Source organism: Halorhodospira halophila SL1 (assembly GCF_000015585.1).
Classification (GTDB): domain Bacteria; phylum Pseudomonadota; class Gammaproteobacteria; order Nitrococcales; family Halorhodospiraceae; genus Halorhodospira; species Halorhodospira halophila.
In genome coordinates this window covers 2,333,111-2,352,356 of the sequence record NC_008789.1, presented here as the reverse complement: position 1 = coordinate 2,352,356, position 19,246 = coordinate 2,333,111, and the positions used below count along the sequence as shown (strand labels likewise).

At 69.8% G+C, this 19,246-nt stretch carries 16 protein-coding genes and 1 tRNA gene; 15 read left to right on the top strand and 2 right to left on the bottom strand.

The features are described 5' to 3' along the window. Window positions 1–49 precede the first annotated feature (49 nt). Complete coding sequence (locus HHAL_RS10860; protein ID WP_011814935.1) at window positions 50–2,092, bottom strand: ATP-binding protein; 2,043 nt, start codon at window positions 2,090–2,092, stop codon at window positions 50–52. A 317-nt stretch (window positions 2,093–2,409) separates the two neighbouring features. Between HHAL_RS10860 and HHAL_RS10855 the strand changes: the two genes are divergently transcribed. The 3 genes from HHAL_RS10855 to HHAL_RS10845 all read left to right on the top strand — a co-directional run bounded on the left by HHAL_RS10855 (window position 2,410) and on the right by HHAL_RS10845 (window position 3,706). Further along, window positions 2,410–2,820, top strand: coding sequence for an SRPBCC family protein (locus HHAL_RS10855; RefSeq protein WP_187147860.1), 411 nt, complete (start codon window positions 2,410–2,412; stop codon window positions 2,818–2,820). Window positions 2,821–3,100: 280 nt separating this feature from the next. Beyond that, on the top strand, window positions 3,101–3,514 hold the full coding sequence (gene rnk, locus HHAL_RS10850) for a nucleoside diphosphate kinase regulator (RefSeq protein ID WP_011814933.1): 414 nt from the start codon (window positions 3,101–3,103) through the stop codon (window positions 3,512–3,514). A 117-nt stretch (window positions 3,515–3,631) separates the two neighbouring features. Then, window positions 3,632–3,706 (top strand) — tRNA-Gly (locus tag HHAL_RS10845). 137 nt (window positions 3,707–3,843) lie between these two features. On the opposite strand, the gene HHAL_RS10840 is transcribed toward HHAL_RS10845, so the two are convergent. Then, complete coding sequence (locus HHAL_RS10840) at window positions 3,844–4,380, bottom strand: zinc ribbon-containing protein (RefSeq protein ID WP_011814932.1); 537 nt, start codon at window positions 4,378–4,380, stop codon at window positions 3,844–3,846. Between the two features lie 197 nt (window positions 4,381–4,577). Here HHAL_RS10840 and leuS point away from each other — a divergent pair, with 197 nt between their 5' ends. From leuS to tldD, 12 genes are all read left to right on the top strand, one after another. Further along, window positions 4,578–7,031 carry a leucine--tRNA ligase gene (leuS, locus tag HHAL_RS10835; protein ID WP_011814931.1) on the top strand — a complete coding sequence of 818 codons (2,454 nt, stop codon included), beginning with the start codon at window positions 4,578–4,580 and terminating at the stop codon, window positions 7,029–7,031. Window positions 7,032–7,115: 84 nt separating this feature from the next. After that, window positions 7,116–7,586 (top strand): LPS-assembly lipoprotein LptE, encoded by a 471-nt coding sequence (locus tag HHAL_RS10830; RefSeq protein ID WP_041595180.1) that lies wholly within the window; start codon window positions 7,116–7,118, stop codon window positions 7,584–7,586. Next, window positions 7,586–8,590 (top strand): DNA polymerase III subunit delta, encoded by a 1,005-nt coding sequence (holA, locus tag HHAL_RS10825; RefSeq protein ID WP_011814929.1) that lies wholly within the window; start codon window positions 7,586–7,588, stop codon window positions 8,588–8,590. Before HHAL_RS10830 ends, holA begins: the two co-directional genes overlap by 1 nt. A 49-nt stretch (window positions 8,591–8,639) precedes the next feature. Then, the gene (locus HHAL_RS10820) at window positions 8,640–9,914 is read left to right on the top strand and encodes a glutamate-5-semialdehyde dehydrogenase (protein WP_011814928.1); all 1,275 of its coding nucleotides are present in this window, start codon (window positions 8,640–8,642) and stop codon (window positions 9,912–9,914) included. A gap of 19 nt (window positions 9,915–9,933) precedes the next feature. After that, window positions 9,934–10,590 carry a nicotinate-nucleotide adenylyltransferase gene (nadD, locus tag HHAL_RS10815; protein ID WP_011814927.1) on the top strand — a complete coding sequence of 219 codons (657 nt, stop codon included), beginning with the start codon at window positions 9,934–9,936 and terminating at the stop codon, window positions 10,588–10,590. A gap of 9 nt (window positions 10,591–10,599) precedes the next feature. Beyond that, window positions 10,600–10,953, top strand: coding sequence for a ribosome silencing factor (gene rsfS, locus HHAL_RS10810; protein ID WP_011814926.1), 354 nt, complete (start codon window positions 10,600–10,602; stop codon window positions 10,951–10,953). Continuing rightward, window positions 10,929–11,393 (top strand): 23S rRNA (pseudouridine(1915)-N(3))-methyltransferase RlmH, encoded by a 465-nt coding sequence (gene rlmH, locus HHAL_RS10805; RefSeq protein ID WP_011814925.1) that lies wholly within the window; start codon window positions 10,929–10,931, stop codon window positions 11,391–11,393. The genes rsfS and rlmH overlap by 25 nt, the downstream gene beginning before the upstream one ends. A gap of 24 nt (window positions 11,394–11,417) precedes the next feature. Then, a complete protein-coding gene (locus tag HHAL_RS10800) occupies window positions 11,418–11,999 on the top strand; it encodes a Maf family protein (RefSeq protein WP_011814924.1) in 582 nt (193 codons plus the stop codon). Between the two features lie 6 nt (window positions 12,000–12,005). Next, complete coding sequence (rng, locus tag HHAL_RS10795; protein WP_011814923.1) at window positions 12,006–13,454, top strand: ribonuclease G; 1,449 nt, start codon at window positions 12,006–12,008, stop codon at window positions 13,452–13,454. 9 nt (window positions 13,455–13,463) lie between these two features. Further along, on the top strand, window positions 13,464–16,889 hold the full coding sequence (locus tag HHAL_RS10790; RefSeq protein WP_011814922.1) for a YhdP family phospholipid transporter: 3,426 nt from the start codon (window positions 13,464–13,466) through the stop codon (window positions 16,887–16,889). Then, window positions 16,873–17,733, top strand: a complete 861-nt coding sequence (locus tag HHAL_RS10785) for a carbon-nitrogen hydrolase family protein (protein ID WP_011814921.1) — start codon at window positions 16,873–16,875, stop codon at window positions 17,731–17,733. Before HHAL_RS10790 ends, HHAL_RS10785 begins: the two co-directional genes overlap by 17 nt. Before the next feature lie 8 nt (window positions 17,734–17,741). After that, the gene (gene tldD, locus HHAL_RS10780; protein WP_011814920.1) at window positions 17,742–19,214 is read left to right on the top strand and encodes a metalloprotease TldD; all 1,473 of its coding nucleotides are present in this window, start codon (window positions 17,742–17,744) and stop codon (window positions 19,212–19,214) included. Window positions 19,215–19,246: the final 32 nt, after the last annotated feature.

Below are 19,246 nucleotides of genomic sequence, written 5' to 3'. Positions count from 1 at the left end.
GCCCGTTCATCCTTTGCACCTATCATGCCAGATTGCACCGCGCGCAGGTCTATCGGGGCGGCTGAGGATCCGGCGAACCGGCCCGTGCCAGGAGGGCCTCAAGATCGCCTTTCCGGGCCGGCTTGGTGAGGAACTCATCGCAGCCAGCCTCAAACCCCCGCTGCTCGACCTCGCTGCGGGCGTGCGCGGTGAATAGGGCGATACGGGCCGGGGCTCGGTGCTCTTGGTTCTCTTCGTGGCGGATGGCTCGGGCCAACTGGAGGCCATCCAGGCCCGGCATCTGCAGATCCAGCAAGAGGAGGTCGAAGGTGCCATCACGCCAGGTGTGCAGGGCGGTCACCCCGTCTTCCACGACGGTCACCTGCGCATCCAGGCGCTCCAGCAGGGTGCGAGCCAGTATGGCGTTGGTGGGGTCATCCTCCGCGACCAGGATGCGCAGGCCGGGCTGCGGTGGCCCCTTTGCAGGCTGGCAGGGGCGTTGCGCATGGGGGGTGGTCTCTTCACAGAGTGTCTGGAGCCGTGCGGTCAGGGTGAAGGTGGTCCCCCGGCCTTGCTCACTGTCCAAGTGGAGATTGCCGCCCATCAGCTGGGCGATCTCCCGGGCGATCGCCAGGCCGAGGCCGTGGCCCTGTTGCTCGCCCTGGTAGTTCCCTCGATCGAAGGCCGCGAAGATCCGGTCCCGGTTTTCGGCGGGGATGCCGGGCCCGGTGTCCTCCACCGCCAAGGTAATTTGTTCGCCCTCGGCGCTGGCGGTGATCCGGACGTGACCCGCCTCTGTGTACTTGATGGCATTATCGATCAGGTTGGAGAGCGCCTGTTCAAGTCGGGTCCGGTCCCCCTGAATCCAGCGCGGGAGGTCGGCACTGATCTGGCAAGCCAGCTCGATGCCCTTCCTCTCAGCGGCGGGTCGGAACAGGGCGCATTGCTCTTCAATCAGTGCCGGCAACGCTAGCGGCTCGGTGTGTGCCCGCATCCCGCCGCTCTGTAGGCGGCTGAGCTCCAGGAGTGAGTCGATCAGGCCGTGCAGCCGCTCGCCGCCGCGCCGGCAGTGCTCCGCGTAGCGTTGTCGTTCTTCCGGCGTGAGGTCCGTCTCGGCAAGCAACTGGGAGAACCCCATCAGCGCGTTCAGTGGCGTGCGCAGATCGTGGCTGACCGCGTTCAGGAAGTCGCTCTTGGCCCGAACGGCCTGCTCGAGCTCCTGCTCGACCCGCTTCTGATCGCTGATATCGAAGGTCACACTCAGCGTGGCGATCAGCTCGTCGTGGGCGTCGGTGATCGGGTGGACCGAAAAGAGCGCGGGGAAGGTGCTGCCGTCGCTGCGCATGAGGGGCATTTCACGACGGACCGGTGTGCGATCATTGCGCAGCCGTTCGATGATGGTCCCCGGCTGGGTGTGATCCTCCGGGCGGTGAACCAGCGCGACCGGGCGGCCGATCAGCTCGTGGCGTGCATAGCCAAACAGGGCCTCGGTGCCGGTGCTGGTCTCCTGGATGATCCCCTCGAGATCGGTCTTGATCAGGCTGACCGAGGTGGCGGCCTGGAAGATCGCCTCCAGCTCTCGCTGCCGGTGCTCGAGTTGTCGGCGCAGTCGCTGCACGTTCTCGCGGTGACGCAGTTCGAGTTCGCTGATCAGCAGCACCGCCAGGTCCTGCAGCGGGATCAGGTCCTCGTCGCTGAAACGGCGGGGCTGCCGGTCCTGGATGCACAGGACCCCGATAGGCTGGCCGGCCGGGGTGATCAGCGGTACACCGGCGTAGAAGCGGATATGCGGCGGGCTGGTGACCAGCGGATTGTCGTGGAAGCGTGGGTCTTGATGCGTGTCCTCCACCACCAGCGGGTTGCCGTCGGCCACCACATGGCCGCAGAAGGAGGTGGATCGCGGTGTCTCGCAGTCCTCCAGGCCCTGGGCCGACTTGAACCACTGCCGGTCGCGGTCGACGAAGGTGACCGTGGCGATGGGCACCTGATAGATCTGGCAGAGGGTCCGTACGCAGCGGTCGAAGGCCGCCTCGGCCTCGGTGTCGAGGATCCGGTAGCTGTACAGCGCGGCCAGCCGGATGTGCTCGTTATCGGGTATCGGGGCGGACTTCATGGCGCCTCCGTGAGCGGGTCGGCTCGGTGCCCCTGCGCGTGGCGGAAAGCCTACCGTGTGTGCATGCAGCACAGAGCTCGAGTCGTGAGGCCCAAGGGGGGGGCTGCGCAGACGATGAGACCCCATAGACCTCAAGGTTCAGTATGCCATTGGTTTTCCAGATCGCGCATAAAAAAGGGGTGGGGCCACCTCCTTGGCAGCAATGCGGGCGCGGGTCCGGTTTCGGGTACCATCAAACGGCGACTCATCTTCGAACTTCGGCCATGGGCTCGACTTTGAGCCCTGGCACTGGCGCTACACAGGGAAGGAGGTGCGGGTTGATCGATCACGGCGGCACGGTGCAGCGCCCCGCGCTGGAGGTCGGCCTCGACACCTCCGCTGCGCCCCAACGCCTCTGGGAGGTCCTCATCGATACCCATCAGTGGCCCGTATGGGGGCCGAGCGTCCGGGAGGTGGTGTCGGCCGACCGCTATATCGGTGCCGGCTCCACGGGGTGGGTTGTCGTCATCGGAGTGGGCGTGCGCGTGGGGTTCCGGATCACGGCGTTTGAGCCAGGGCGCCGTTGGTGCTGGTCGGTGGCGCGTCTTCCGGCTACCGGACACCGCGTCGATCCGCTGCCCGGCGGCGGGGGCCGGGTGGTCTTCGAACTGCCCCGCTGGGCCTTCGCCTACACCCCCGTCTGCCGGGCGGCGTGCCGGCGGATCGTCCGCATGGCTCAAGAGGAGTGACTCAGTCCTGGCTGATCGAGAGAGCGAGCAGCTGCGGGTCCGCATTGACCTCGCAGCTCCAGGGGTGCCCGAGGTCTGATGGAGTGGTCGGGGCGGTCGTCCCGCATTTTGACCTAAAACCCGGCCGTAGGATCGGTCGCGCCGCTGGACAAGAGCCCTGGGCGTGCTACCGTGACGGTTGACTGATCTTTCCCTCATGCCTGACTCGGCGTTCCTGTCGAGCGGTTGGGCAATGGCTGAACTGCCTGTCCCTGCAAAAGAATAGAGTGACTGGAGATTCATGGAGACCAGACCAGAGATCGTGATCTCATCCCGGGATGCCGAGCGGCTTGAAAAGCTGATCGATTCCCTGCCTAAGGGCGCCTTTCCCGGTCAAGAAGACTTGGAAAATGAGCTCGCGAGGGCGGAGATCGTAGAGCCCAATGAGGTTCCTCCGGGCGTCGTTACCATGAATTCCACCGTGCGGTTTCGGGTCGAGGCGACGGAGGAAGAGTTTTCGCTGACGCTGGTTTATCCCAAAGACGTGGATTCGAGTGGGGGCACCCTATCGATCTTTGCGCCGGTGGGTAGCGCTTTGCTGGGCCTGTCCCAGGGCGAGGAGATTGAGTGGCCAAGACCGGGCGGTGGTGCTCATAGGGTCCGGATCGAGGAGATCCTGTACCAGCCCGAGCGAGCCGGTGAGTACCACCGGTAGGGCGCGCGCGCCATCGGCGATGGTAAGACCGGATCAGCGTCCACCCTGTCAGCCCCTTAACACACGGGGGTTGACGCCGGCGCCGATGCCTGTAGAATGCGCACCCGTAACGACACAGCGGGTGTAGCTCAGTGGTAGAGCACAACCTTGCCAAGGTTGGGGTCGTGGGTTCGAATCCCATCACCCGCTCCATATTTTCCCTCCCCTCTCCGTTGCTCCCTGTATAACCAATAACCATTCGTCGAGCACGAGTCCGCGCCGAAGCGTGCCCGTGGTTGAGTGCAGGTGGCTCTGTCCCCGCTCTTCCAGCTCCGTCTCGCCCTCCCGGATCAGGGGGTGTCCCGGTGTGCTGTACGAACGAACTCCGTGTGGTTGCAGCCCGGACAGGGCGGGATGTGGCCGGGGCGCTGCAGGGTGACGGTGCGCCCGCAGGCGATGCACGCCAGTTCACCGGGGCCGGCGATCTCGTCGGTGTGGTAGAGGCTCGGCTCGCCGGTGGTGACGAACCCGCGCAGTTCCATACTGGTGCGGTCGGCCACCGAGGAGAAGGCGTCCCACAGCCAGCTCTCCAGCATCTGCAGATCCATGCGCAGCCAGTCGCGCAGCGGCTGGTCATGGCTGCGGTCGGCCAGCCAGGCGCCGGCCTCTTCCAGGTCGCGCTGCAGCGCGCCACCCACTCGGTCGGCGTCAGCGCGAGTCAGCTCGCCGTCGGCGACCATGGCCCGCTTGATCTCTTCCAGGGCCTGGGCCAAACGCGGCCCTCCGTCTTCCGTCTCGGCGAGCCGCTCGCGCAGGCGGGTCAGCATGCGCTCGTAGCTGGTGGGCAGGTGTCCCTGCTGGTGTTCCTGGTTGGGATGGTGCGTCATGGCGGCCTCCGTGTCAGGTCGATGCAGTGGCGCGGGTTGGGTGCCTTCTACAAGGTACTAGCTCCACCATCCGATGTGCAGGGAGTGGGCGCGCTTGCGGAAGGGTGTGGTCGATCTGATCACCGCGCAACTAGAACCCCGGCACGTGGCTCCGTTATCCTGCACGGCTCACCTGCCCGGGAAAGCGACAGACACCGATGGACAACCAGTACCAACCGAAAGAGATCGAAGCCGAGGCCCAGGCCTACTGGGAGCAGCAGCAGACGTTCCAGGCCCGCGAGGATAGCGCTCGCCCGAAATACTACTGCCTGTCGATGTTCCCGTACCCCAGCGGGCGGCTGCACATGGGCCATGTGCGCAACTACACCATTGGCGACGTGGTCAGCCGCTACAAGCGCATGCAGGGCTACAACGTCCTCCAGCCCATGGGCTGGGACGCCTTCGGTCTGCCCGCCGAGAATGCCGCCATGGAGCGCGGGGTGCCGCCGGCGGCCTGGACCCGCGAGAACATCGGCGCCATGCGCGAGCAGCTCAAGGGCCTCGGCTTCGGGTACGACTGGTCCCGGGAGCTGGCCACCTGCGATCCCGAGTACTACCGCTGGGAGCAGTGGCTGTTCATCCGGCTCTACCGCAAGGGGCTGGTCTACCGCGATACCGCTGCGGTGAACTGGGATCCGGTGGACCAGACCGTGCTGGCCAACGAGCAGGTCATCGAGGGTCGGGGGTGGCGCTCGGGTGCTTTGGTGGAGCGGCGCGAGATCCCGCAGTGGTTCCTGCGCATCACCGATTACGCTGACGAGCTCCTCGAGGCGCTGGACGAGCTGGACGGGTGGCCGGAGCAGGTGCGCAACATGCAGCGCAACTGGATCGGCCGCTCCGAGGGCGTCGAGCTGAGCTTCGATCTCGCCGGTCGCGACGAGCAGCTGACCGTCTTCACGACGCGTCCGGATACCCTCTACGGGGTGACCTACATGGGCCTGGCGCCGGAGCATCCGATCAGCCTGGAGCTGGCGGAGCACCATCCGGCGATCGCCGAATTGGTCGAGGAGGCCCGCTCCGGCGGTACCGCCGAGGCCGATCTGGCCACGCGCGAGAAACGCGGCGCCGATACCGGGCTGGAGGCCATTCACCCGTTGACCGGCGAGCGCATCCCGGTGTGGGTCGCCAACTTCGTCCTCATGGAGTACGGCTCCGGCGCCGTCATGGCGGTGCCGGCCCACGACCAGCGCGACTGGGAGTTCGCCAGCACCTACGGTCTGCCCATTCGGCCTGTGGTGCACCCGGCTGACGGCACCGAGCTGGATATCGCCGCCGGCGCCTTCAGTGATTACGGGGTGCTGGCCGACTCCGGGCCGTTCAGCGGCATGCCCTCGGACCGCGCTTTCGCCGCCATCGCCGAGCGTCTCGAGGCCGAGGGCCGGGGGCAGCGCCGGGTGCAGTACCGCCTGCGGGACTGGGGTGTGTCGCGGCAACGCTACTGGGGCGCGCCGATCCCCATGATCCACTGCGCCGACTGCGGTCCGGTTCCGGTCCCTGACGACCAACTGCCGGTGACGCTGCCCGAGGACGTGGAGATCAGTGGCGGCGGCTCGCCGCTCAAGTCCATGCCGGCTTTCTACCAGACCGCCTGCCCGCAGTGTGGTGCGGACGCCGAGCGCGAGACCGACACCTTCGATACCTTCATGGAGTCCTCCTGGTACTTTGCCCGCTTCGCCTGCGCCGACCAGGACGGGGCCATGCTCGACGAGCGGGCGGACCACTGGACCCCGGTGGATCAGTACATCGGCGGGATCGAGCACGCCGTGTTGCACTTGCTCTATGCGCGCTTCTACCACAAGGTGCTGCGCGACGAGGGGCTGGTGAGCTCCGATGAGCCGTTCACTCGGCTGCTGACCCAGGGCATGGTGCTCAAGGACGGCACCAAGATGTCCAAGTCCAAGGGCAACACCGTCGATCCCCAGGAGCTGGTCGACCGCTTCGGTGCCGACACCGTGCGCTTGTTCACCATGTTCGCTGCGCCGCCGGATCAGTCCCTGGAGTGGTCGGACTCCGGGGTCGAGGGCGCCTACCGCTTCCTGCGCCGCCTGCACGGCCTGGTGCGCGATCACGTCGCCGCGGGGCCGGCGCCGGCGCTGGATCCGCAGGCGCTCAGCGACACCCAGCGCGATCTGCGGCGCAAGGTCCACGAGACCATCGCCAAGGCCTCCGATGACGTCGGCAAGCGCTTGACCTTCAACACCGCCATCGCCGCGGTGATGGAGCTGTGCAACGCCCTGGGCAAGGCCCAGGACGATAGCGCCGCCGGCCGGGCGGTGATGCAGGAGGGGCTTGAGGCCGCGGTGCTGATCCTGGCGCCGATCACCCCGCACCTGTGCCATCACCTGTGGTTCCAGCTCGGCCATACGGCCCCAGTGGTCGAGGCCCCGTGGCCGGAAGCGGACAAGCAGGCGCTGGTCCGCGACGAGGTGGAGCTGGTCGTCCAGGTCAACGGCAAGCTCCGCGGCCACGTCACGCTGCCCGCCGACGCCGATCAGCAGCAGGCCCAGGAGGCGGCATTGGCCGAGCACAACGTGCAGCGTTTCGTGGCCGACAAGGAGATCAAGAAGGTGGTCTTCGTCCCCGGCAAGCTCATCAACGTGGTGGCCAAGTAGCGGCTGTACCGCCGCCTGGGCCAGGGGGTGCGGATGCGATTAGCGTGGCCGAATCGGTGCCGAGGCCCAGCCGGGTTCCTTGGGGTGGCGGTACTGGCCCTGGCGCTCAGTGCCTGCGGCTGGCAGCTGCGCGGCGCCCCGGGCGGGATCTCCCTGGACGGACAGGTGATCCAGGTGGTTGATGAGGCGGGCAGCAGTGAGCTGCGCCGCGAGGTGCGCCGCGGCATCCAGGGGGCGGGTGGGCAGTACACCGAGGGCGCCGCCGATGCCGACTGGGTGCTGACCCTGCACGGGCGGGGCAGCAGCCGTGACACGGCCTCGGTCGGGGCGGACGGTGACGTCCAGGACTACCGCCTGACCTACACCATCGATTACAGCGTGGCCGGTGGGGACGGCGAGACCCGCATCCAGCGGACCTCGCTGGATGCCCAGCGCACCTTCGCCGATCCGGCCGGTGGCGCCGATGAGCGTCGTGCCCGCGAGGCGGAGCTGGAGGAGGAGCTGCGCGCCGACGCCGTGCGCCTGTTGATGCTGCGCCTGCAGGCCCTGCGCTGATGGCCGAGCGGCCGGAGACTCTCCACCGCCAGCTGGAGCGCGGGCCGCTGCCCCGAGTCTGTTTCATCGCCGGCGAGGAGCCGCTGCTCCAGCGTGAGGCCACCGACGCCGTGCGTCGGGCGGCGCGGGAGGCCGGGCACTCCGAGCGCGAGGTGCTCGATGTCGATGCCGGCTTCGACTGGGGGTGGCTCACCGAGGCCGCCAGCAGTCTGTCGCTATTCGGTGATCGTCGCCTGCTGGAGGTGCGCATGCCCGGCGGCAAGCCCGGGCGCGACGGGGCCGAGGCCCTCAAGGCCTACTGCCAGGACCCCCCGGAGGATACCGTCCTGCTGTTGACCAGCGGGCGCCTGGAGCGTTCCGCCCGTGAGTCGGCCTGGGCGCGGGCGCTGGCCGAGGCCGGGATCTTCGTCTACTGCTGGCCGGTGCCGGGGCGCGACATGCCGCGCTGGGTAGCCGAGCGGCTACGCCGCGCCGGTCTGCAGGCGGATCCGGAGGCAGCGGCGCTGATCGCCGAGCGCTCCGAGGGGAATCTGCTGGCCGCCGATCAGGCGGTGGAGAAGCTACGCCTGCTGGTTGGCAGCGGCACCGCCGTGGATGTCGAGACGGCCGCCGGGGCGCTGGCCGACAGCGCCCGGTACACCGTGGACGATCTGGCCGACGCTGCCCTGGACGCGGAGTGGACGCGGGCGCTGCGTGTCCTCGCTACGCTCCGGGAGGAGGGCGTGCAGCCGCCGCTGATCCTCTGGGCCCTGGCCCGGGATATCCGGGTGGCGGCGCGGCTGGCGGCCGGCGCCGATGAGGGGGTGCTGCAGCGCGAGCGGATCTGGAAGCGGCGGGTCGGGCGGCTGCGCCAAGCGGCCCGCCGGCATCCGGCGGGGGCCTGGCGGCAGCTGCTGCAGCGCTGCCACCGTGTGGATCGGGCCATCAAGGGCCTGCCGCCCGGTGACCCCTGGGAGCAGCTGCGGGCCCTGGTCTCTCGTCTGGCCCGCGCCATGGCAAAATAGCGCCAATCGGTACACCATATCCCCGATCGAGCCCATTTGAGCAGACCTGATGAGTGCAGAGCATTCGAGCGACATCGCCGAGACCATTCGCCGGATCGGGCAGCAGGCCCGCGCCGCCGGGCGCGCCCTGGCCCGCTCCGGGACCGGTGCGCGCAACGACGCCCTGGCCGCCATCGCCGCCCGTATCGAGGCCGGCTCCGAGGCCATCGCCGCGGCCAACGCGGCGGACCTGGAGGCCGCCCGCGAGGCCGGGCTCGACCCGGCCCTGATCGATCGCATGGAGCTCACTCCGGGCCGCATCCAGGCCATGGCCGACGGGCTGCGCGAGATCGCGGCGCTGCCGGATCCGGTGGGTGCGGTGCGCGAGCTGGCGTCACGGCCCTCGGGGATCCAGGTCGGGCGGATGCGCATGCCCATCGGGGTGATCGGCATCATCTACGAGTCGCGCCCCAACGTCACCGCCGATGCCGCCGGGCTGTGCATCAAATCCGGCAACGCCACGATCCTGCGCGGCGGCTCCGAGGCGATCCGCTCCAACCGGGCCATCGCCGAGCAGATTCGCGCCGGGCTAGAGGACGCTGGGTTGCCGGGGGACGGTGTCCAGGTGGTCGGGACCACCGACCGGGATGCTGTCGGCGCCCTGATCCAGATGCCTGAGTCGGTGGACGTGATCGTCCCCCGCGGCGGCAAGGGCCTGGTCGAGCGCATCGCCCGCGAGGCGCGGGTGCCGGTGATCAAGCACCTCGACGGTGTCTGCCACGTCTACATCGACGAGGCCGCCGATACCGAGAAAGCGGTGGCCATTGCCGTCAACGCCAAGACCCAGCGGCTGGGGACCTGCAACACCATGGAGACACTGCTGGTGGCCGAGGCGGCCGCCGAGCGGGTGCTGCCGGAGGTTGGACGTCAGCTGCGCGATGCCGGGATCGAGGTGCGCGGCTGCGAGCGCACACGCGCCCTGATCGACGAGGCGGTGCCCGCTACCGAAGAAGACTGGACCACCGAGTATCTCGGGCCCACCCTTGCGGTACGTGTGGTGGCCGGGTTCGACGACGCCGTGGCGCACATCGAGCGCTACAGCTCCGGGCACACCGAGGCCATCGTCACCGAGAGCTATCCGCTGGCGCAGCGCTTCCTGCGCGAGGTGGACTCCAGTTCGGTGATGGTCAACGCCTCGACCCGCTTCGCCGACGGTCAGGAGTACGGCCTCGGCGCCGAGATCGGGATCAGCACCGACAAGCTCCACGCCCGGGGCCCGGTGGGGCTGGAGGGGCTGACCACCGAGAAGTGGATCGTCCTCGGTGACGGTCACGTCCGCAGCTGACGGCGAGGTGAGCGGACGCGTGAGACAACCGCTGCGTACTATTGGCCTGCTCGGTGGCACGTTCGATCCCATCCACTACGGCCACCTGCGCCCGGCCGAGGAGGTCCGCGAGGCCGTGCAGCTCTCCGAGCTGCGCCTGATCCCGGCGCGCATCCCGCCCCACCGGGCCCGTCCGCGGGTCGGGCCCGAGCAGCGCGCCGAACTGGTGCGCCGGGCCGTGGCCGACAACCCCAGCGCCTGCGTCGATGAGCGGGAGCTGCACCGCGATGGGCCCTCCTACACCGTCGACACCCTGGCCGAGCTTCGCGCCGAGCTCGGTGGTGTCTCGCTGTGCCTGATCCTCGGGTACGACACTTTTCTCGGGCTGCCTGGCTGGTCCCGCTGGCGGCAGCTGTTCGAACGGGCCCACGTGGTGGTCACCGAGCGGCCCGGGGTGCGAGGCGCGCTGCCCGAGGCGCTGGCCACCGAGGTGGCCAGGCGGGTTGCGCACGAGCCGGCCGAGCTGCGCCATCGTCCGGCCGGTTGCATCCTGTTTCAGGCGGTGACACCGGTGGATATCTCCGCTACGGGGATCCGCCGCTCCCTGGCGCTGGGCCGGTCCGTGCGCTATCTGCTGCCCGAGGCGGTGCGGCAGCGGGTGGTCGAGGCGGGCTGGTACGGCTACCCGCAGTTGTAAGAGGTCGTCATGGTGGTGGAAGAGCTGGAGCAACGGATCCGCGAGTCCCTGGACGCGATCAAGGCCCAGGATACGGTGGCCATCGATGTCCGCGGGCGTACGCCGGTGACGGACCTGATCGTGGTCACCACCGGTACCTCCCGTCGTCACGTGCACGCGGTGGCGCGTAACCTGGTGGATGAGGCCAAGGCCGTTGGGCTCCCCCCGCTGGGCGTCGAGGGCGACGAGCCCAACTCCGAGTGGGTGCTGATCGATCTGGGCGATGCCGTGGTGCACGTCATGACCCAAGAGAGCCGCGACTTCTACCGGCTCGAGCGCATGTGGGAGATGGACGAGGCGTGCGCATCCACCTCGTCGCAGTAGGCCACAAACCGCCGCGCTGGGTGCGCGACGGTCACGAGACCTACGCCCAGCGCCTGGGCAAGGGGTGGCGGCTGGAGCTGCACGAGGTTGGCGCCGGCGGGCGCGGGAATGACGACCCACAGGCCCGTGAGCGCGAGGGCGAGCGCCTGCTGCGCGCGTTGCCCTCGCGGGCGGTCTGTGTGGCCCTGGACGAGGGCGGCACGCCGCGGGACACCCGGCAGTGGGCCCGCAGCCTGGAGCGCTGGAGCCATGAGGGCGGCGAGGTCGCGTTCATCATCGGCGGGGCCGACGGGCTGAGCGATGCGGTGCGCCAGCGCGCCGACGCCTGCTGGTCGCTGTCGCCACTGACGTTACCGCACATGCTGGTGCGGGTGCTGGTGGCCGAGCAGGTCTATCGTGCCTGGACGCTGCTCAGCGGCCATCCGTATCATCGATCGTGACGCACCGCCACAAGGTCTAGGGAAATGGAGCCTTACATCATTCTCGCATCCGGGTCGCCCCGCCGACGCGAGCTGCTCGAGCGCATCGGCATCGGTTATCACACCCTGCCGGTGGCCGTCGACGAAACCCCCGAGCCCGGCGAGGGCGCCGAGATGTTCGTCCTGCGCATGGCCCTGGAGAAGGCCCGGCGCGGCTACGCCGCCGCCGAGCAGCAGGCGCCGGCGCTCGGCGCAGACACCGCGGTGGTCCTCGATGGTGAGATCTTCGGCAAGCCCGGCAGCGAGGCCGAGGCCCACGGTATGCTCGAGCGCCTGTCGGCTCAGACCCACCGGGTGGTGACTGGGGTGGCACTGGTCGACGACCGCGAGGCAACCCGGCTGTCAGTCAGCGAGGTGACCCTGCGCGAGATCACCGCCGAGGAGCGGGCCCGCTACTGGGCCAGCGGCGAGCCGGTCGACAAGGCCGGGGCCTACGCCATCCAGGGGCGCGGCGGGGTCTTCGTCGAACACCTGGAGGGCAGCTACACCGGGGTCATGGGGCTGCCGCTTTACGAGACCACGCTCCTGCTCGATAAGCTGGAGATCCCCTGGCGCGAGCGCTGGTAGGCCCGTGTGAGCCAGGAGATCCTCATCAACCTGACGCCCCGCGAGACGCGGGTGGCGTTGGTCGAAAACGGTGTCCTCCAGGAGGTCCACCTGGAGCGTGCCCGGCGCCGCGGGCTGGTGGGGAACATCTACCTGGGCCAGGTGCGGCGGGTCCTGCCCGGGATGCAGGCCGCGTTCGTCGATGCCGGGCTGGAGCGCACCGCCTTCCTCCACGTCTCGGACCTGCAGCGGGACTCGGGAGGCCCCCCGCCCCCCATCGACCGCCTGCTGCGCGAGCAGCAGGCCCTGCTGGTGCAGGTCATCAAGGATCCGATCGGCAACAAGGGCGCCCGGCTCACCACCCAGATCACCGTGCCCTCGCGCTACCTGGTGCTCACCCCTCACTCCTGCGGGGTGGGGGTCTCGGCACGGATCGAGGAGGAGGCCGAGCGCGAGCGGTTGCGCGGGGTGGCCCAGGGGTTCGACGCCGAGCGGGGCGAGGCGGGGCTGATCTTTCGCACCGCGGCCGAGGGGGCCTCCGGGGAGGCCCTGCGGGCCGACCACGACTTCCTGGTGCGGCTTTGGGAGAGCATCCGCCGGCGCGCCGGCGAGGCGCAGCCCGGCACCCTGGTCCACGAGGATCTGCCGTTGCTGCTGCGCGCCCTGCGCGATCTGGCGACCCGCGATCTGGAGCGGGTGCGCGTGGACTCCCGTGAGGGGTACCTGCGCCTGGGCGACTTCTGCAAGGATCTGCTGCCCCACATCGCCGAGCGGGTGGAGCTCTACGCCGGTGAGCGGCCGATCTTCGATCTCTACGGCGTCGAGGAGGAGATCGAGCGGGCCCTGTCGCGCCGGGTGGATCTAAAGTCCGGCGGGCATCTGATCATCGACCAGACCGAGGCGATGACCACCATCGACGTGAACACCGGCGGTTTCGTCGGTAACCGTAACGTCGACGAGACCATCTTCAAGACCAACCTCGAGGCCGCCCAGGCCATCGCCCGGCAGCTGCGTCTGCGCAATCTCGGCGGGATCATCATCGTCGACTTCATCGATATGACCGATGCCGAGCACCGGCGCCAGGTTTTGCGGGCCCTGGAGAAAGCCCTCGAGCGCGATCACGCCAAGACCCAGATCGGTGCGGTCTCCTCGCTGGGGCTGGTGGAGATGACCCGCAAGCGCACCCGTGAGAGCCTCGAGCAGGTCACCTGCGAGCCGTGTCCCACCTGCCGCGGCCGCGGCACGGTGAAGAGCGCCGAGACCGTGGTCTACGAGATCTTCCGCGAGATTCTGCGCGAGGTGCGCCAGTTCGAGTCCCAACGGGTGATCGTGCTCGCCGCCCCGTCGGTGGTGGAGGTGCTCCTTGACGAGGAGTCGACCAGCCTGGCGCAGCTTGAAGAGTTCATCGAGCGGCCCATCGAGCTGCAGGTCGAGTCCCTCTACGTGGCCGACCAGTACGACGTGATTCCCGTATAATCCGCCGTCATGGCTCCTTCGATGCGCCGCTTCGGCCTGCGCGTGCTGCGTGGCCTGCGTCCGGTGCTCCTGGTCGCGCTGGCCGGCGCGGTCGCCCTGCGTCTGCTCGTCTGGCTGGCGCCCCCACTGACATCCCCGGTTGAACGGCTGGCCAGCCAGGCCCTTGAGGCTCCGGTGACGGTGGAGCGCGCCGAACTCGCCTGGCGGGGGGTATGGCCGGGGATCGAGCTGCACGGTGTGCGGGTTGGTGACGAGGCGTCCATCACCCTGGAGCGGGCCACCCTGACGCCGGCTCCGCTGGAGAGCCTGCGTGCCGGGGCGCCACGCTGGGCCGCCGCCTCGGCGGCGGGCGTGCGCGCTACCCTGGTGGCGGATCGGCACGGCTGGTCGCTGCCGGGGTTGACGCCCGGCGGGGAGGGTGGCGAGCCCCGGCTGGATCTGGATCAGATGCCCCGCCGCTTGGCGGTGGCTGACGCTGCGCTGGAGTTGATCCCCCGCCGCGGTGCGGCGCTGGAGAGCGCCCGCTTCGATATCGCCGGCCGGCGCAGTGCCGAGGCCCTGCAGTTGGGGCTGCGCAGTGTTGAGGGGAGTGCCGGGCTGGGCCGGGGGGTGCAGCTCGCTGCGCGACTGCCCCGGGGGGATCCCGGCTCGGCCACCGTTTACGCGGCCCTCGACGAGGTTGCGGTGGCGCCGTGGGCGGCGGCCTTGGCCGAGACCTGGGCGGCCGGGACGCTCGACGGCCAGCTCTGGCTGGAGTGGGCGGACGGTCGGGCGGATGCCGCCCACGGCGCCCTGCGGGCCAACGCCCTGGGCATGGAGCCGCGACGCCCGGCACCGGGGTTCGACAACCTGTCGGCGACGGCCCGTTTCGCGGGCCGCGCGTGGGTGGCCGAGCTCGATGCCGCGGAGACCGCGGTCGATCTGCCCTGGCTGTTTGCCGAGGCCATCGCCGTGGAGCAGGCCGAGGCCCAGCTCGTCGGCAGCTGGCAGCCCGGCGGGCGCTGGTCGCTCCGCCTGCCGCGGGTCGTCGCCGAGAACACGGATACCCGGGCCCGCGGCCGCGGGTCGATCACCGGGGGCGATGGCGACACGCCGCGGCTGTTCATTCGCGCCAGCGCCGATGAGGCCCCTGTTGAACGGGTACCGGCCTACGTCCCCACTGGGATCACGCCGCCGGCGGTGGTGGAGTGGCTCGAGGATGGCCTGCTCGACGGCACCGCCCACGGGATCGAGGTGCTGTTCTTCGGCCGCCCCGACCGCTTCCCCTTCGACGGCGGCGAGGGGGTCTTCGACGTCCGCGCCAGGGTGAGCGACGCCCAGCTGCGCTACGACCGTAGCTGGCCTCGGCTGACCGGGATCGACGCGGGCCTGCGCTTCCACAACGCCAGCATGACCATCACCGGACGCGGTGTGACCAACGGCGTGGACCTGCGCGACGTGGCAGTGGGCATCGACGATCTGCGCGAACCCATCCTGACCGTCCGCGGCCGCGGCGAGGGGGATGCCGCCGGCGGTCTGGGCTTCCTCGCCGGCTCGCCGCTGGGGCGCGACTGGATCGGGGATCCGGTGCCGCTGTACGCCAGTGGCCCGATGAGCCTCGACCTGGACTTCGCCCTGCCGCTGGAGATGGCCCACCCCGAGACCCTGCTGCTCGATGGGCGCGTCCAGCTTGACGGCGTCGAGGCTGGGATCGACTCCTGGGTGCGTACCGAGGCCCTGGTCGGTGCCCTGGGCTTCGATGCCCGGGGGGTGCACAGCGCGGAGGGGCTACACGGTCGCTGGGGCGGGGAGCCGGTGACCATCGGGGTCACCACCGCCTCGGTGGGGGGGCAGTCGCGCATCCTCTTGGATGCCGCCGGACACGGCTCCCCGGGTAGCCTGCTGGAGGGGGTCGCGGACGATCCGGCCTGGCTCAGCGGGGCGGCCCCCTGGGCGGTCCGGGCTCGCCTGCCGGCCTTTCAGCCGCATCTGCAGCCGCCGGAGGTCAGCCTGCGGGTGCGCTCGGGCCTCCAGGGGGTGGGGCTGGATCTGCCGGCGCCGTTCGGTGTCCAGCCCGACGAGCGTCGCGATGTGCAGGTGGATGTGGGATTCTCGGCCCGCGGCCTGGAGTCGTACTGGTTGCACTACGGTGACGAGTTGCTGCGCGCCGGGGCCGCGGCCGACGAAGACGGCCTGCCGCAGGCCCTGGCGATGCGCCTCGGGGCCGGCGCGCTGCGGCTGCCGAGCCGGGGGAGCGTCATCGAGGGCCGACTGGAGCAGCTCGATGCCGACGTCTGGCGCCGCTGGTTGATCGCGCGCCTGGGTGAAGGTCTGTCCCGGATGGAGGCCTCGGCGTCGCACTGGTTGCCGCCCCTGCCGCTGCGCGGTCATCTGCGTATCGGCGATCTGACCCTGGGGGGGCGGGGCTACGGCGATCAGACTCTGGCGGCGGACTGGCCCGCCGATCAACCGGGTCAGCTGGCGCTGCGGGGGGACCTGGTCAGCGGGCAGGTGACCTGGGACGAGGCGCTGCAGAGGGTCCGGGCCGATCTCGATCACCTGGATCTGCCGGTGCCGCGGCGGGCACCGGACGCCGGGCCGGCGCTGGCCGATCCCCGGCCGCGCATGGGGACGCCCGCGGCGGCGGCCTGGCCCGAGGTGGACGTCGACATCGCCAGTGTGCGTCTCGCCGGTCGTGTCGCCGGTGTCGGGCGGGTGCGTCTGCGCCCCCGTGGGGAGGTGCTATACCTGGACGAGGCCAGTATCCGCGGGCCGACGCTCCACTTGGTTACCAGCGGGGAGTGGCGCTCCACCGGTACGGCGCTGCGCGGGCGGCTGCGCAGCGGCGATGCGGGGGATCTGTTCGGGCTGCTGCAGGCGCCGCGCGCGGTCACGGTGGCCGATGTCGACATCTCCGCCGAACTCGGCTGGCCGCAGGCCCCCTGGGGGGTGGAGCTGGCTGACCTGGTTGGCGCCGTGCGGGTGCGCATGAACGACGGACGCATCACCGATGTGGACCCGGGCGCTGGCCGCCTGGTGGGTCTGCTGGGGCTGCGCATGCTGCCGCGGCGGATCCTGCTCGACTTCGCCGACCTCTCCGGGGAGGGGTTCGCCTTTGATCGGATCAGCGGACGGATCACCGCCGCCGGCGGTTACGCCCACGTCGACGACCTGCGCATCGCGGGTCCGGCCGCGCGCGTTACCATATCGGGGAACATGGATCTGACGCAGCGTGTCTACGACAACCACGTCGTTGTCGAGCCGCGTCTGGGGGCAACGCTGCCGCTGCTTGGGGCGCTGCTCGGTGGCGGCGTGGGTGCCGCCGGCGGCTTTCTGGCCGACCAATTGCTCGGTCAGGGTGTGGATCGGGCAGCGGCGGTGCGCTATCGCGTGGCGGGGCCGTGGCACGAGCCCCGCGTCATGAGGCTTGGAGTCGAGGATGCAACACAGCGCTAATCGAGCCAAAGGGCTCTCCGAGAATGGCCAGACCCGGCGCCACCGGGTGGCGGCGGTGCAGATGGCCTCGGGGCCGCATGTGGAGGCCAACCTCCAAGAGGCCGAACGGCTCATCGGCGAGGCTGCCGCAGCCGGGGCCGAGTTGGTGGTCCTGCCCGAGAACTTCGCCATCATGGGCTATCAGGACACCGACAAGCTCAAGTACGCCGAACCCGACGGCGATGGCCCCATCCAGGCGTTCCTCGCCGAACAGGCGCGGCGCCACCGGATCGTGTTGGTCGGCGGCACCATCCCGCTGCAGGGCGAGGGCCCCGAGCGCGTCCGGCCGACGGCCCCGGTCTATGGTCCGGACGGGGGCCGCCTGGCCTGTTACGATAAGATTCATCTATTCGATGTGGAGGTGGCTCCAGGTGAAGCCTATCGCGAGTCGAACACGCAGCAGCCCGGGGCGACCCCGCTGGTCGTGGATACGCCCGTCGGACGGCTGGGGGTGGCGGTCTGCTACGATCTGCGCTTCCCGGAACTGTTCCGTGAGCTGGCCGACCAGGGTGCGGAGATCGTGGCCGTACCCTCGGCCTTCACCGCTGTCACCGGCGAGGCTCACTGGAGCATCCTGGTCCGCGCCCGGGCCATCGAGAACCTCTTTTACATGGTGGCGCCGAATCAGGGTGGCTACCACGTCAACGGCCGCGAGACCCACGGTGAGAGCATGGTGGTCGACCCCTGGGGGCGCGTCATGAAGAGCCTGGAACGCGGCGCCGGGGTGATCACCGTGGAGGTGAGCCTGAGCCGCCTGCACGAGATCCGGGAGCGTTTCCCGGCACTCCTTCACCGCAAGCTGTAGGTGACCGCATGAAGAATCACGCCGAAGCCGCTACTGCGACCCGGGACCCGCTCCACCACGCCGAGGCGCAGCTGCTGGCGCCGGCCGCCCTCGATGAGGCCCGGCTCGGTCAGGTGTTCAGCCGGCTGCTGCGCCCGGGGGTGGACTTCGCCGATCTGTACTTCCAGGCCGCTCGACGTGAGGCGTGGGTGCTGGAGGACGGCATCGTCCGCGAGGGCAGCTACAGTATCGATCGCGGCGTCGGGGTGCGTGCCGTCAGCGGCGAGAAGACCGGTTTCGCCTACTGCGACGAGATCGGCCTGGAGGCGTTGCTCGATGCCTCCTCGGCGGCCGGCGCGGTGGCGCGCAGCGGGCAGAGCCGCAGCCTGGCCGCCTTCCGTGCGGGGGGCGGGCGTGGCCTCTACCGGGGCGATGATCCGCTGGCGAGTCTGAGCGCCGACGACAAGGTCGCCCTGCTGCACCGCGCCGAGGCGGCGGCGCGCGCCGTCGACCCGCGCATCGTGCATGTGGTGGCGAGCCTGGCCGGCGCTCACGACACCATCCTGGTGGCCAACTCGGAGGGTGGCTGGGCCGGCGATATCCGCCCTCTGGTTCGGCTCAATGTCTCGGTGCTGGCCGCTTCCGGCGAGCGCCGCGAGAGCGGCAGCTCCGGCGGCGGCGGGCGCTACGACTACCAGCAGTTCGTCGAGCCGGAGCGTGTCGAGGCCTACGCCCGTGAGGCGGCCCGGCAGGCGCTGGTCAACCTCGAGGCCGAGGAGGCACCGGCGGGGCATCTGCCCGTGGTCCTCGGCCCCGGATGGCCCGGTGTGCTCCTGCACGAGGCCGTCGGTCACGGCCTGGAGGGCGACTTCAACCGCAAGGGCACCTCGGCGTTCAGCGGGCGCATCGGTGAGCGTGTGGCGTCGCCCCTGTGTACCGTGGTCGATGACGGCACCATCGCCCAGCGGCGCGGCTCGCTGAACATCGACGATGAGGGCCATCCGAGCCAGTGCAATACCCTCATCGAGGACGGGGTGCTGACCGGCTACATGCAGGATCGGCAGAACGCCGGTCTGATGGGCATGGCCCGGACCGGCAACGCCCGGCGGGAGTCCTACGCGCACCTGCCCATGCCGCGGATGACCAACACCTACATGCTCGCCGGCCCCCACGACCCCGAGGAGATCATCGCCTCCGTGGATCAGGGGCTGTACGCGGTGAACTTCGGCGGCGGCCAGGTGGATATCACCTCGGGCAAGTTCGTCTTCTCGGCCAGCGAGGCCTACTGGATCGAGAACGGGCGCATCCAGCACCCGGTCAAGGGCGCGACACTGATCGGCAACGGCCCGGACGTGCTGACGCGGGTGAGCATGGTGGGCAACGACCTGGCGCTCGACGGCGGCATCGGGGTCTGCGGCAAGGAGGGGCAGAGCGTCCCCGTGGGGGTCGGTCAGCCGACGCTCAAGGTCGACGGCATGACCGTCGGTGGCACGCAGGCCTAGCCGCACCGCGCCGCTGCCTGGAAACCCAACTC

Bases quoted from the DNA above. Each gene is read 5' to 3' on its own strand.
- HHAL_RS10860 (WP_011814935.1), bottom strand. From the start codon at position 2,092: ATGAAGTCCGCCCCGATACCCGATAACGAGCACATCCGGCTGGCCGCG.
- rnk (WP_011814933.1), top strand. From the start codon at position 3,101: ATGGAGACCAGACCAGAGATCGTGATCTCATCCCGGGATGCCGAGCGG.
- HHAL_RS10840 (WP_011814932.1), bottom strand. From the start codon at position 4,380: ATGACGCACCATCCCAACCAGGAACACCAGCAGGGACACCTGCCCACC.
- leuS (WP_011814931.1), top strand. From the start codon at position 4,578: ATGGACAACCAGTACCAACCGAAAGAGATCGAAGCCGAGGCCCAGGCC.
- holA (WP_011814929.1), top strand. From the start codon at position 7,586: ATGGCCGAGCGGCCGGAGACTCTCCACCGCCAGCTGGAGCGCGGGCCG.
- HHAL_RS10820 (WP_011814928.1), top strand. From the start codon at position 8,640: ATGAGTGCAGAGCATTCGAGCGACATCGCCGAGACCATTCGCCGGATC.
- rsfS (WP_011814926.1), top strand. From the start codon at position 10,600: ATGGTGGTGGAAGAGCTGGAGCAACGGATCCGCGAGTCCCTGGACGCG.
- HHAL_RS10800 (WP_011814924.1), top strand. From the start codon at position 11,418: ATGGAGCCTTACATCATTCTCGCATCCGGGTCGCCCCGCCGACGCGAG.
- HHAL_RS10790 (WP_011814922.1), top strand. From the start codon at position 13,464: ATGGCTCCTTCGATGCGCCGCTTCGGCCTGCGCGTGCTGCGTGGCCTG.
- HHAL_RS10785 (WP_011814921.1), top strand. From the start codon at position 16,873: ATGCAACACAGCGCTAATCGAGCCAAAGGGCTCTCCGAGAATGGCCAG.
- tldD (WP_011814920.1), top strand. From the start codon at position 17,742: ATGAAGAATCACGCCGAAGCCGCTACTGCGACCCGGGACCCGCTCCAC.